Origin of the sequence: Aliigemmobacter aestuarii (genome assembly GCF_004799285.1) — a bacterium.
GTDB lineage: Bacteria > Pseudomonadota > Alphaproteobacteria > Rhodobacterales > Rhodobacteraceae > Aliigemmobacter > Aliigemmobacter aestuarii.
This window is the reverse complement of sequence record NZ_SSND01000001.1, coordinates 1,512,718-1,525,626: the sequence shown is the minus strand read 5'-3', so window position 1 is coordinate 1,525,626 and position 12,909 is coordinate 1,512,718. Positions and strand designations below refer to the sequence as shown.

14 protein-coding genes are annotated in these 12,909 nt (G+C 65.0%); 12 read left to right on the top strand and 2 right to left on the bottom strand.

Features of this window, described 5'->3' with window-relative positions:
- Positions 1–3: 3 nt before the first annotated feature.
- Together E7811_RS07425 and E7811_RS07420 are read right to left on the bottom strand one after the other, a co-directional pair.
- Positions 4–456 carry a c-type cytochrome gene (locus E7811_RS07425; RefSeq protein ID WP_136393887.1) on the bottom strand — a complete coding sequence of 151 codons (453 nt, stop codon included), beginning with the start codon at positions 454–456 and terminating at the stop codon, positions 4–6.
- A 125-nt stretch (positions 457–581) separates the two neighbouring features.
- Positions 582–1,808 carry an NnrS family protein gene (locus E7811_RS07420; protein WP_136393886.1) on the bottom strand — a complete coding sequence of 409 codons (1,227 nt, stop codon included), beginning with the start codon at positions 1,806–1,808 and terminating at the stop codon, positions 582–584.
- Positions 1,809–2,146: 338 nt separating this feature from the next.
- On the opposite strand from E7811_RS07420, the gene cobA reads away from it, so the two are divergent.
- The 12 genes from cobA to dnaN all read left to right on the top strand — a co-directional run bounded on the left by cobA (position 2,147) and on the right by dnaN (position 12,899).
- Positions 2,147–2,932 carry a uroporphyrinogen-III C-methyltransferase gene (cobA, locus tag E7811_RS07415; RefSeq protein WP_136393885.1) on the top strand — a complete coding sequence of 262 codons (786 nt, stop codon included), beginning with the start codon at positions 2,147–2,149 and terminating at the stop codon, positions 2,930–2,932.
- Positions 2,925–3,248 carry a c-type cytochrome gene (locus tag E7811_RS07410; protein WP_136393884.1) on the top strand — a complete coding sequence of 108 codons (324 nt, stop codon included), beginning with the start codon at positions 2,925–2,927 and terminating at the stop codon, positions 3,246–3,248. Before cobA ends, E7811_RS07410 begins: the two co-directional genes overlap by 8 nt.
- A complete protein-coding gene (locus tag E7811_RS07405) occupies positions 3,245–4,405 on the top strand; it encodes a cytochrome D1 domain-containing protein (RefSeq protein ID WP_394345601.1) in 1,161 nt (386 codons plus the stop codon). The genes E7811_RS07410 and E7811_RS07405 overlap by 4 nt, the downstream gene beginning before the upstream one ends.
- 3 nt (positions 4,406–4,408) lie before the next feature.
- Positions 4,409–5,389, top strand: a complete 981-nt coding sequence (ahbB, locus tag E7811_RS07400) for a siroheme decarboxylase subunit beta (RefSeq protein WP_136393883.1) — start codon at positions 4,409–4,411, stop codon at positions 5,387–5,389.
- Entirely contained in the window at positions 5,389–5,862 is a 474-nt protein-coding gene (locus tag E7811_RS07395) for an Lrp/AsnC family transcriptional regulator (RefSeq protein ID WP_136393882.1), read from the top strand. The genes ahbB (E7811_RS07400) and E7811_RS07395 overlap by 1 nt, the downstream gene beginning before the upstream one ends.
- A complete protein-coding gene (gene ahbB / locus E7811_RS07390) occupies positions 5,859–6,344 on the top strand; it encodes a siroheme decarboxylase subunit beta (RefSeq protein WP_136393881.1) in 486 nt (161 codons plus the stop codon). Before E7811_RS07395 ends, ahbB (E7811_RS07390) begins: the two co-directional genes overlap by 4 nt.
- 3 nt (positions 6,345–6,347) lie before the next feature.
- Positions 6,348–7,556: a heme d1 biosynthesis radical SAM protein NirJ gene (gene nirJ / locus E7811_RS07385; protein ID WP_136393880.1), complete on the top strand. Its 1,209-nt coding sequence runs from the start codon at positions 6,348–6,350 to the stop codon at positions 7,554–7,556.
- Positions 7,531–9,087, top strand: coding sequence for a nitrite reductase (locus tag E7811_RS07380; protein ID WP_136393879.1), 1,557 nt, complete (start codon positions 7,531–7,533; stop codon positions 9,085–9,087). The genes nirJ and E7811_RS07380 overlap by 26 nt, the downstream gene beginning before the upstream one ends.
- Positions 9,044–9,331 (top strand): hypothetical protein, encoded by a 288-nt coding sequence (locus tag E7811_RS07375; RefSeq protein ID WP_246020253.1) that lies wholly within the window; start codon positions 9,044–9,046, stop codon positions 9,329–9,331. Before E7811_RS07380 ends, E7811_RS07375 begins: the two co-directional genes overlap by 44 nt.
- A gap of 171 nt (positions 9,332–9,502) precedes the next feature.
- Complete coding sequence (gene rpsT, locus E7811_RS07370; RefSeq protein ID WP_136393878.1) at positions 9,503–9,775, top strand: 30S ribosomal protein S20; 273 nt, start codon at positions 9,503–9,505, stop codon at positions 9,773–9,775.
- 493 nt (positions 9,776–10,268) lie between these two features.
- The gene (gene dnaA, locus E7811_RS07365; protein WP_246020251.1) at positions 10,269–11,639 is read left to right on the top strand and encodes a chromosomal replication initiator protein DnaA; all 1,371 of its coding nucleotides are present in this window, start codon (positions 10,269–10,271) and stop codon (positions 11,637–11,639) included.
- A 141-nt stretch (positions 11,640–11,780) separates the two neighbouring features.
- Positions 11,781–12,899, top strand: coding sequence for a DNA polymerase III subunit beta (gene dnaN, locus E7811_RS07360; RefSeq protein WP_136393876.1), 1,119 nt, complete (start codon positions 11,781–11,783; stop codon positions 12,897–12,899).
- The last annotated feature ends 10 nt before the right edge of the window (positions 12,900–12,909 follow it).

Sequence of the window (12,909 nt, the reverse complement as noted above, 5' to 3'; positions counted from 1 at the left end):
TCCTCAGCCCGCGTCATTCGGGGGCCAGTCCTGCGCGCGGATCGTGTTCGTCCACAGCAGGAAGTCGGCAAGCTGACGGTATTCCTCGTCCGTCAGGTTGAAGTTCGGCATCTGGCGGCGGCCCTCGATGCCCGTAGGCATCGCATCCATCCAGCCTTTCAGAACCTCGAAGGCGGCGTCGGGATCGTCCTGAACGCCCCAGCGGGTCATCACGTTTGCCAGTTCCGGGGCGAAGTAGGCGCCTTCACCCAGCAGCGAGTGGCAGTTCACGCAGGAATGCTTTTCCCAGATGTGTTTTCCGGCAGCCACGCTTTCAGTCAGCGTGGCTTTGTTCGTCGATACGTTGACGATGTAGTAGTGTGAGTGGATCGCCAGGCCCACGAAGATGGCTATGAAGAACAGTGACCCGCCGTAGAAGATATTCCGGGCCATGCTCTTGGTCATGACTTCGCGCATCGCGCTTATCCTTCCCCGAGCGGTTGATGGTCTGCTCTCTGTGCCTCGCGCGGACGTGATCAGCCTTAACAAAAGTCAATCAAGGTGTTCGGGCCCCGCGCCACTGGCTGGCCGCAGCCATTGGTTCAGGCCCGGTGGGGTGTCGATTTCGGCGGTGGATGGACCGGCGTGCGGGGTGGTCGCGGGCTGCAGAACACCTGCCACATACCCGCCAGATACAGCGTGAAGGCCACCAGCCAAAGCGCCCCCGCCGCCAGCACCGCAGGATAGTAAAGCGCCGGCCAGGCTGATCCCGCAAAGCGGGCCAGCGCCGCCAAGGGAATCAATCCGTAGGCCACAGCAACGGGACCGGGCGCCACCAGTTCGCGCCCGCTGTGCCCCAGCGTGGCGCGCGACATCACGGCCAGCGTCATGCCGCCCACGCCGCCGATTCCGATCACATGAAGCGCCGCGATTTCCGATCCGATCCCGAAACCCGCAAGACCCAGCAGCCCAAGCCCCAGCCCGTTCAACCCGTAGGACAGGTGCAGCGACCACAGAATCGGTTGGTTCCACGTCCAGCCGCCACGCCACAGCGCCAGCCGGGCCAGCACGGCCAGCCCCGCGATCAGCGCGAGCCCCGCCAGAATCGGGTCCGGCAAGCCCAGCAGATACCCCGGCGCCAGCGCCGCCGTCGGGGCGATCGCAACGGTGGCCAGCGCGGGCGGGTTCTCGGGCAGGCCATCCTCGCGCCCCGTCCGCAGCATCGCGTTGCGGGTGAAGGCGGGCGTCACGCGCCCCCCGAGGATCACGATCAGCGCGGCAAGTGTCAGAAGCCCGCCGCGCAGGCCCGCCCATGCCCCGTCATCCGCATGGCCTGTCCATTCCAGGTGGCACAGCAGGTTGTTGACCCACAAAAGGGCGATCAGCGCCAGAAAGATCATGTTCTGCGGTTTCGGCCGCTTCACCAGCTGGGCAAGGATCTTGACCCCCAGCAACGGCAGGAAGGCCAGATCGGCCAGTGCCACGGCGACAGGCGGCAATTCCGCAGACAGGAACATCGCAAGGCGCCCCAGCAGCCACAAAAGCGCGGCCACGGTGACAAAGGCGGTGCGGGCGCCTTGCGTGCCGGTCCAGTTCGGCACGGCGGTCAGCAAGAACCCCGCCACTGCCGCCGTTCCGTAGCCAAAGATCATCTCGTGCGCATGCCAGAGGTGCGGGGCCTGCGCCGCCCTGAGTTCGACCATGCCCCCGGCCGCATGGATCGCGATCCATCCTTCCCAGACGATCATGGAAAAGATCGCAAACAGCCCTGCCGCCAGAAAGAAGAACCGAAAGCCCTCGCCCAGGATCCGCCGACTCGTTGCAAACATCGTTTCCGTCCTTTCGCGCGGATTCCCCCTGCGGCGGCTCGATGGCGGCCCTGACCAGGTGCGTCGGGATGCTATCCGCGCACTCGATCTTCCATCTGGCCCATCATCGGCAGGTCGGCGCGACATGAATTGACAAAAGTCAATCCATCGCTCCGGGAATCTGTCAGCCAATGGCAAGCGCTTGATGCAACGAGTATTCGTCCGGGTTTTCCGATGGTCCCGAGGCGTTACCGGAAGGCCGGAAAAGATCACGGAAATCGTGATGATTTAACGAAAGTCAAGGTGGGGTCGGGGCCGTCTTGGCAGAGTCGAAAATGACAAGAAGCCAGGAGACCGCCATGAAGGATCTAAGCCAGGGTCGCGTGTATCTCATCGGCGCAGGGCCCGGAGACCCCGAGTTGCTGACGCTGCGCGCGCTGCGGCTGATGCAAAGCGCCGATGTGGTGGTCTATGACCGCCTCGTCTCACCCGAGATCATGGCCCTCATTCCGGCGGGAACGCGGCTGATCGACGTGGGCAAGCTGCCCCGGCGCCACAAGGTTCCACAGGACGAGATCAACGATCTGCTGGTCGATCTGGCCGGGCAGGGACTTGCCGTCGCGCGGCTGAAGGGCGGCGATCCGCTGATCTTCGGGCGCGGGTCCGAAGAGGCGATGTCCTGCCGCCTGGCCGGAGTGCCCTTCGAATATGTGCCTGGCATCACTTCGGCCCAGGGTGCGGCGGCATCCACCGGCGTGCCGCTGACGCATCGCGGGCTGGCGACGGGCGTGCGCTATGTCACCGGCCACCGGGCGAAGGATGTGCCGCTCGATCTGGACTGGGCCTCGCTGGCCAGCGAGGACACGACCCTGGTCGTCTACATGGGCGCGGCGAACATCGCCGAAATCACCGGCCAGCTCATGGCGCACGGGATGTCGGCCGATCTGCCGGTGATGGCGGTCGCGTCAGCGACGACACCGCGCGAACGCCGCATCGTGTCTGACCTGTCGGGGATCTCGGCCGCCGCGGCCGAGGCCGACATGGAGGCGCCCGTTCTGTTCGTCATCGGCCGTGTCGTGACCCTGCACGACGCCTCTTTCCCGATGCTGCAGGGCCTGGCCAACACGGTGCCCGCCCATGCCTAGGCTTGCGGCCCTGTTGCCTGCGGTGCTTCTGGCGGGGTTGGCCCCGGCTTGGGCCGAGGTGCCTGCCGAACGTGCCGCCGCACTTGAACACATGGTCATCCAGGATTGCGGATCGTGCCACGGCCTGACGATGAAAGGCGGCCTGGGCCGCCCCCTGACCGCCGACGCGCTGGTGCATGCTGATCCGGATGTGCTCGCGCTGATCATCCTTGATGGCATCCCCGGCACCGCAATGCCGCCCTGGCGCCCGCTTCTGACCGAGGACGAGGCGCTGTGGATCGCCGAATATCTAAAATCGAAGGAGCCTTCCCCGTGAAACGTCCGCTTGCCGCCCTTCTGGCCCTGATGCTTGTCACGACGGCTCCGTCGGGATGGGCGATGGACAGCGCCATCGCCACCGGGGACCTGGGCCTTGTCATCGAACGCGCAACCGGAAGCCTTCTGGTCGTGGACCGGTCGGACCGGGCTGCGATCGGTCGGGTCGAGGGGCTGGGCGATCTGTCCCACGCCTCGATGACCTACAGCCCCGACGAGCGATTCGCCTATGTCTTTGGCCGTGACGGAGGCTTGTCCAAGGTCGACATGCTGACCCGTCAGGTGGTCGCGCGGACGATCCAGGCGGGCAACTCCATCGGCGGCGCGATTTCGGACGATGGCCGGCTGGTGGCCGTGTCGAATTATGAACCCGGCGGGGTCAAGGTGTTCGACGCCGATACGCTGGAACTGCTGGCCGACATCCCCGCGGCGGGCAAGACCATCGGCCTCGTCGATGTGCCGGGCCGGCGTTTCGCCTGGACGGTCTGGGACACGGGCGAGGTGTTCCTGGGGGATTTCGCGGGCGAAACGCCGGCCATCACCCTTCTGGGGAATGCCGGGATCAACCCGTTCGACGCTGTCCTGACGGACGACGCCCACACCTATCTGATCGGTCTGTTCGGAGAGAAAGGCGTGACCGCCTTCGACCTTTGGGACGAAACCCCCGAACCGATGAAGTTCCTGAAGGACTATGGCAAGACATCCGACGATCTGCCGGTCTACAAGATGCCGCATCTTCAGGGTTGGGCCTTCACCGAAGGCCAGTTCGCCCTGCCAGCCGTCGGCCAGCATGAAATCCTCTGGGTGGATCGCGAAAGCCTTCAGGAAACCGGCCGGACAAAGGTGCATGGCCAGCCTGTCTTCATCATCGCCCAACCCGCCAGCCCCTATGTCTGGGTCAACTTTGCGACGCCGCTGAATGACGTGGTGCAGGTGATCGACAGCCGCACGCGCGAAGTGGTGGAAACACTGACCCCGGGCAAGGCGATCCTGCACATGGAATTCGCACCCCGCGGCGCCGAGGTCTGGATTTCCAGCCGCGACGACAACCGTGTGCTGATCTATGACACCCGCAGTCGCGAGAAACTGGCCGAGATCGAGGCCGACGCGCCTTCGGGCATCTTCTTCACCGCGCGCGCACATCGGACGGGGCTTTAGGCCATGGCAAACCGTCTTGAACCCACCGACATGCGCCTGCTGGATGAGTTCCAGCGCGACCTTCCGCTTGTGCCGCGCCCCTTCGCCGCCATCGGCCTGGCGCTTGGCCTGACCGAGGCCGAAACGATCCAGCGCCTGCAGCACCTTCAGGCCGACGGGCGGATCACCCGTGTCGGTGCCACCGTGCGCCCGAACACGGCGGGCGTATCGACGCTGGCCGCGCTGGCCATTCCCGAGGACCGGATCGAGGATCTGGCCGCGCTGGTGGGTGCGGAGCCGGGGGTGAACCATTCCTATCTGCGCGAGGATGACTGGAACCTGTGGTTCGTCGCCACCGCGCCCGATGCCCGGGGGCTTGATGCGCTCCTGTCGCGGATCGAGAAGCGGACAGGGCTGAGGGTGATCGACCTGCGGCTTGTCCGGCCGTTCAACATCGACCTCGGTTTTCGCCTTGCGGGGCCGCCGCGGGCGATGGGTGCCACCCGCCGGGCCGATGTTTCGGTTCTGACCGATGCCGACCGCCCGCTTCTTCATGCCCTCTCGCGCGGCCTGCCGCTGGAACCCGAACCCTATGCTGCGCTGGCACGCCAGCTGGAAATGGACGAACGCCATCTTTGCGAACGGATCGCCACGCTGACAGAGGCGGGAATCATCACCCGTCTGGGCGTGATCGTCCGGCACCGCGCCCTGGGCTGGACGGCGAACGCGATGGTGCTCTGGGATCTGCCCCAGACCGCGATCGAAGCGGCGGGGCTTGCGCTGGCCGCCGTTCCCGGCGTCACACTGTGCTATGAACGCCGCCCCGTGCCCGGCATCTGGCCATACCGGCTGTATTGCATGATCCACGGCCAGACCCGCAACCAGGCGCTGGCCGTCCTGAAGGACGCTGCCGCCCTTCCCGAACTTGCGGGCGCGAGGCACCGCGTCCTCTTTTCCACCCGCTGCTTCAAGCAGACCGGGGCCCGATTGATGGAGGCCGCCTGATGCGTCGCACTGCCCTTCCACCCGATACGCTTGATGCGTCGGATCGCGCGCTGATCAACCTGCTGCAGGACGGGCTGCCGATGGAGCCCGCGCCCTTTGCCCGCGTCGCCCGTGAAACCGGCCTGTCCGAGGATGACGTGATCGCCCGGATCGCCCGCATGCGCGAACTGGGCGCGATCACCCGCTTTGGCCCGTTCCTGGATGCCGCAGCGATGGGTGGGGCCTTCTGCCTTTGCGCGATGGCCGTTCCCGCCGACCGCTTCGACGAGGTCGTGACTTTGGTCAATGACCATCCCGAGGTCGCGCACAATTATGAACGGGCGCACAGGTTGAACATGTGGTTCGTGCTGGCCTGCGAAAGGCCCGAACAGATTGCCCGTACTGCCGCGCAGATCGAGCGGGAAACCGGGCTGACCGTCCATCTTTTCCCGAAACTGAAAGAATTCTTCATCGGCTTCCGGGTGGACGCATGACAATCGACTCCACAGACCGCCGCATCCTGACCGCCACGGCCAGCGGCCTGCCCCTGACGCCCCGGCCCTTCGCCGAGGTCGGAAGCTGGCTGGGCCTGACCGAGGCCGAGGTTCTGGACCGGATGGACGCGATGCAGGACGCGGGCGTGATCCGCCGGATCGCGCTTGCGCCGAACCATTATGCCCTGGGCATGGTCGCCAACGGGATGAGCGTCTGGGACGTCACGGACGACCGGGCCGAGGAACTGGGCGCGGCGGTGGGCAACCTGCCCTTCGTCAGCCATTGCTACCTGCGTCCGCGCAGCCTGCCCGAATGGCCCTACAACCTGTTCGCCATGATCCACGGATCGAGCCGCGACGAGGTCGAGGAAAAGCGCGCCGAGATCGCCGCGCTGCTGGGCGCTGCCTGCCGCGCGGCCGACATTCTTTATTCCACGCGCATCCTGAAGAAGACCGGGATGCGCCTTTCCGAAGGGGGCTGAGACATGTTCCGCCTGACACAATACATGCGCGAACTGGTCGATCCGACCCCGGTGCGCCGCCGCAGCGGCGCGGTGAAACCGGTGGTGATCTGGAACCTGACGCGCCGTTGCAACCTGCGCTGCCGCCACTGCTATACCACGTCGGCCGATGTGCATTTCCCCGGCGAGTTGAGCCATGAACAGGCGATGGGCGTGCTGGAGGACCTCAAGGAATTCGGCATCCCGGCCCTTATCCTTTCGGGGGGCGAGCCCCTGTCGCGGTTCGACTTCTTCGACCTTGCGACGCGGGCGCGGGAACTGGATTTCCGGCACCTGTCGCTGTCGACCAACGGCACGCGGGTGGCCGAGAACATCGATCGCATCGCCGATCTGGGGTTCGACTATGTCGGGATCTCGCTGGATGGCATCGGCGCCATGAACGACTGGTTCCGCGGCGTCGAAGGTGCCTTCGATGACGCGCTGTCCGGGGTGCGCGCCTGCAAGGCTCGGGGCGTGAAGGTGGGCCTTCGCTTCACCATCACCGAGGACAACGCCGAAATGCTGCCCGCGATGCTGGACCTCTGCGACAGCGAGGGCGTGGACAAGTTCTATCTGTCCCATCTGGTCTATGCGGGCCGGGGCGACAAGCACCGGGGCGAGGATACCGCCCATGCCCGCACCCGGCACGCGATGGATCAGCTGATCGACCGTGCCTGGGCCGCGGTGTCGGGCGGGCATCCGCTGGAAATCGTAACCGGTAACAACGATGCCGATGCGGTCTGGTTCCTGCACTGGGCGGAACGGAATTTCGACGCCGGAAAGGTCGCCCACATGCGGGCCCATCTGGCGGCGTGGGGCGGCAATTCCAGCGGGCTTGGCGTGGCCAACATCGACCCGCAGGGCAATGTGCATCCCGATACCTATTGGTCCGACTACACCGTCGGAAGCGTCAAGAAGACGCCCTTCTCGGCGCTCTGGACGGGCGATGATCCGATGCTGGCCACCCTGCGGCAGCGTCCCCGCCCGCTGAAGGGCCGGTGCGGGGCCTGCGCGTTCAAGGAAATCTGCGGCGGCAACACCCGCATCCGGGCGCTTCAGGTCACCGGCGACCCTTGGGCCGAAGACCCGGCCTGTTACCTGTCGAATTCCGAAATCGGCGTGGCCGCGGCCGATCGCGTCACCGTCACGCCGTTCCGGGGGAAAAGCCATGATCCGGCGCACCGCTTCATTTAGCCTTCTGGCGTCGCTCATCGCGACCGCGGCGATCGCCGCGCCCGATGGGGCGATGATCTACAACGATCTCTGCGCCTCGTGCCATGCCGAATCCCGGCTGGGCGGGACGGGGCCCGCGCTGATACCCGAAAGCCTTGGCCGCCTGACCGGCGACCGGCTGATCGCTGTCGTGGCCGAGGGCCGCGCGATGACGCAGATGCCCGCCTTCAAGGGCACGCTTTCGCCCGAGGAAATCGCCGCCGTGGCAGAATACGTCCAGGCGCCGTTGCCGGAACTGCCGGCCTGGGACGTTGACGCGATCATGGCCACCCGGGCGCTGAACGAGGACTACGCGCCAGCCGAAGCGCCGGTCTTCACCGCAGATCCGATGAACATCACCCTGGCCGTGGAAACCGGCGACAGCCACATCAGCGTGCTCGATGGCGATACCTTCGCCGTGCTCGACCGGTTCGAGACACCCTATGCCGTGCATGGCGGGCCGAAGTTTTCACCCGACGGGCGGTTCATCTTCGTGATGTCGCGTGATGGCTGGGTGCAGAAATACGATCTTTGGTCCTTGCAGGAGGTCGGCCGCGTCCGCGCCGGCCTGAACAGCCGCAACATCGCTATGAGCCATGACGGCCAATGGCTGGCTGTCGCGAACTATCTTCCCGCCACGCTGACCATCCTGTCGACCGATGATCTTTCGGTGGCGAAGGTCGTCAAGGTCACGGGCCGCGATGGAACGCCCTCTCGCGTGTCGGCCGTTTATCAGGCGCCGCGCCGGAAAAGTTTCGTGCTGGCCCTGAAGGACGTGCCGGAAATCTGGGAAGTGGCCACCGACCCCGAGGCCGGTCCCTTCTACGAAGGGTTCGTCCACAGCCACGAAAGCGGCATGAAAGAGGCCCTCGGTGCCGAAGAGGGGCTGTTCGCCCGTCGCCGGATCGAGGTCACGGCGCCGCTGGACGACTTCTTTTTCGATCCCGACTACCGCAACCTGATCGGCGCAAATCGCGCGGGCGAAACCGGTGTGGTCGTCAACCTGGACGTCGGACGTGAGATCGCGACCCTGCCGCTTCCGGGTATCCCGCACCTGGGTTCTGGCATCAGCTGGATTCGCGATGGCCGCCGCGTCATGGCCACCCCGCATCTGAACGAAGGCCGGATCAGCGTGATCGACATGCAAAGCTGGGAGGTGCTGAAGGTCATCGAGACATCGGGACCCGGCTTCTTCCTGCGCAGCCATGCCGGCGCACCGCACATCTGGGCCGATGTCTTCACCGGTCCGAATAAGGGGCAGATGCACCTGATCGACAAGGACAGCCTTGAAGTGGTCAAGGTGCTGACACCCGAACCGGGAAAGACGGTCGCCCACACCGAATTCACCCGCGATGGCAGCCATGCGCTGGTGTCGATCTGGGAGGATGATGGCGCGGTGATCGTCTTTGATGCGAAAACGCAGCAGGAGGTGATGCGTCTGCCGATGCGGAAACCTTCGGGGAAGTACAATGTCTGGAACAAGATTACCTTCGAAGACGGCACCAGCCATTGATCCGGACAGCAGCAACCGCCCCCGCACGAACACCTCGCTGTGGCGGTTGGGCATCCTGATCTGGCCGTTCGCGACGGGGGCTGTCGCGATCAACCTCTTTCTTCTGGGGCTGATGTGGCAGGCCGTGGGTCTGCCCGCCATCACCCCGGTCGCGGCACTTCTGTGGTCGCTCCCCCTGGGGATCCCGGCGACCTGGGCCTCGGCCCGATGGGCGCGGTCGATGATCCGCGAGGCGGAATCCTGATGCCGGGCGCAAGGGCAGATTCGCCCTTTCCATTTGCCGCTGCATCGCCTATACGGCGCGGCACATGCGCGTGGGCCCGCTTAGGCAGAATCGTTTCCGAAGGCTTCGGCCATTGTTCGGGTTCATTGCGCTTTTGAATTGCAACGGATCCGAAAGACAGGAAACCAGCCCATGGCGAATACGCCCCAGTCGAAGAAACGCGCACGTCAGTCCGAAGCCCGCTATGCGGTGAACAAGGCCCGCCGGTCGCGCATCCGCACCTTCCTGCGCAAGGTGGAAGAAGCCATCGCCTCGGGCGACCAGACCGCCGCCGCCGCCGCCCTCAAGGCCGCCCAGCCGGAGCTGTCGCGCGGTGTGACCAAGGGCGTTCTTCACAAGAACACCGTGGCGCGTAAAATGTCGCGCCTGACCTCGCGCGTGAAGGCGCTTGGCGCCAACGCCTGATCGCTTTGCAGATTGCGAAGCCAACGCGCCCTTTCGGGGGCGCGTTTTTCATTTTTCGGGCCTTCCGGCGGGTCCACTGTGGCGAAAAAGTTGACCCCCGAAGATTCGCTGCATCAATCCTGTGTCAACAGTGAAGTTCGGTTGCGGAGTCTCTTGCACGCTTGCTAGCTTCACCCTGCGATTCATCGTCCTGGGGGACGGACGCATCGCAAACCTGACGCCGGATCAAACAGGCATGCTGCCGCTCCTGCCCGGAAAATGGTTTGCGAACAATGCGTTACAGATGCTGCGTGGGGATCACGCCGCTTGCGGACAAAGGCATTGAACCCGTCGGCACCTGGCCGAACGAGGGATGTGTTTATGTTCGCGCTCCCGATTGTCGATGTCGCGCCGCGGAGGCGGAATGGGGACCGTCCCGCCGTGGGCTTGAGGGGTATGGGGCATGGTCAGCCCCCAACGAAGACAGAAACGAACGGTTGTGGACAAAAACGAAATGCCAAACGACACTTGGGGTAAGGCTCGTGACGAGCTTCGGCAGACAGTCGGGAAGAACAACTTCGTCACCTGGATCGAACCGCTGAAGCTGTCCTCGCTGGCGAATGGCGTCGCCCGGTTCGAGGTGCCCACCACCTTCTTCGGCGACTGGGTTTCGCGGAACTATTCCGACCACATCCGACACCAGCTGGCCAACCACGGAAGCCCGGTGGACCGGCTTGAATTCGCGGTGACGCGCAATGCCGCGACGCGGCCGAACGGCACGTCTCTGGAGCCCGCGGAAACCCGGCCCGCAGCCCCGGCGCGCGCGGCCTCCAACAACGACGACCTGCCCGGCGCGCCGCTGGATGCGCGCTTCACCTTCGATTCGTTCGTCGTCGGCAAACCGAACGAACTGGCCCATGCCGCCGCGCGCCGCGTGGCCGAAGGCGGACCCGTCACCTTCAATCCGTTGTTCCTTTACGGTGGCGTCGGTCTGGGCAAGACCCACCTGATGCACGCTATCGCGCATGAGCTTCAGGCCCGCCGCCCGGAATTGCGGGTGCTTTACCTGTCGGCCGAACAGTTCATGTACCGCTTCGTGCAGGCCCTGCGCGACCGCCAGATCATGGATTTCAAGGGGCTGTTCCGGTCTGTCGACGTCCTGATGGTGGATGACGTCCAGTTTATCGCCGGCAAGGATTCCACGCAGGACGAGTTCTTTCACACCTTCAACGCGCTGGTGGACCAGAACAAGCAGATCGTGATTTCGGCCGACCGCGCGCCGGGCGAGATCAAGGATCTGGAAGAACGCATCAAGTCGCGGCTGCAATGCGGGCTGGTCGTCGATCTGCATCCCACCGACTATGAACTGCGGCTAGGGATCCTTCAGCAAAAGGCCGAGTTCTATCGCCAGCAGTATCGTGACCTGAAGCTGGCCGATGGCGTGCTGGAATTCCTTGCGCATCGCATCACCACGAATGTCCGCGTTCTGGAAGGCGCGCTGACGCGGCTGTTCGCCTTCGCCTCGCTGGTCGGGCGCGAAATCACGTTGGAACTGACGCAGGATTGCCTTGCCGATATCCTGCGCGCCTCGGATCGCAAGGTCACGGTCGAGGAAATCCAGCGCAAGGTGGCCGAACACTACAACGTCCGTCTTTCAGATCTGATCGGGCCCAAGCGGCTGCGGTCGATCGCGCGGCCGCGCCAGATCGCCATGTACCTGGCCAAGCAGCTGACCCCGCGCAGCCTGCCGGAAATCGGCCGCCGGTTCGGCGGGCGCGATCACACCACGATCATGCACGGCGTGCGCAAGATCGAGGAACTGATGGCCACCGACAGCCAGCTTGCCGACGACCTGCAGATGCTCAAGCGGCTGTTGCAGGGGTGAAACGGGGGGCCGGGGCGCGTGCGCGCGCCCTCGTGCGGCCTTGACGGGTCTGGCATTCGCGCCCAATGTCCCGCAAAAGGCTTGAGAACCGGCGGGAACCGGATAATTTCGTGTTCCCTCCGATGATAGGGTGACAGGGAAATGAAGATCAGCATCGAACGCGCCACGCTTCTGAAGGCGGTGGCACAGGCCCAATCGGTCGTGGAGCGTCGCAACACCATCCCGATCCTGTCCAACGTGCTGATCGAGGCCGAGGGAGACAGGGTTTCGTTCCGCGCCACCGACCTTGACATCGAGGTGGTTGATCGTGCGCCCGCGATGGTGGAACGCCCCGGCGCCACCACCGTTTCGGCTGTGATGCTGCACGAAATCGTCCGAAAGCTGCCGGATGGTTCGCTGATCCATCTGACCGAAGATCCGGCCTCGGGCCGCCTGACGATCGCGGCGGGGCGGTCCACCTTCAGCCTCGCGACGCTGCCGAAGGAAGATTTCCCGGTGATGGCATCGTCGGAATATGCCTCGAACTTCTCGGCCCCGGCGCCTGCGCTGCGGCGGCTGTTCGACAAGGCCAAGTTCGCCATCTCGACCGAAGAGACAAGATACTACCTGAACGGCGTCTACCTGCATGTGGCTACGGGCGAGGATGGCCCCGTGCTGCGCGCGGTGGCGACCGACGGCCACCGCCTGGCCCGGATCGACGCGGCCCTGCCGGAGGGCGCGCAATCGATGCCCGGCGTGATCGTGCCGCGCAAGACCGTGGGCGAATTGCGCAAGCTGCTGGACGACGACGAGGCGCAGATCGCCGTTTCGGTCAGCGAGACGAAGATCCGCTTCGCCACCCCGAACATCACGCTGACCTCGAAGGTCATCGACGGCACCTTCCCCGACTATTCGCGCGTCATCCCGACCGGAAACACCCGCCGCCTGGAAGTGGACGCCAGCGAATTCGCCAAGGCCGTGGACCGGGTGGCGACCGTGTCCTCGGAACGCTCGCGCGCGGTCAAGCTGAGCCTCGATGAAGACCGGCTGGTCTTGTCGGTCAACTCGCCCGACAGCGGTGCCGCCGAAGAGGAACTGGCCGTGGCCTATGGCGACGAACGGCTGGAGATCGGGTTCAACGCGAAATACCTGCTGGAAATCGCAAGCCAGGTGGACCGCGAGAACGCCGTGTTCCTGTTCAACTCGTCGGGCGATCCCACGCTGATGCGCGAGGGCAACGACACCAGCGCGGTCTATGTCGTCATGCCGATGCGCGTGTGACGGACAAAGG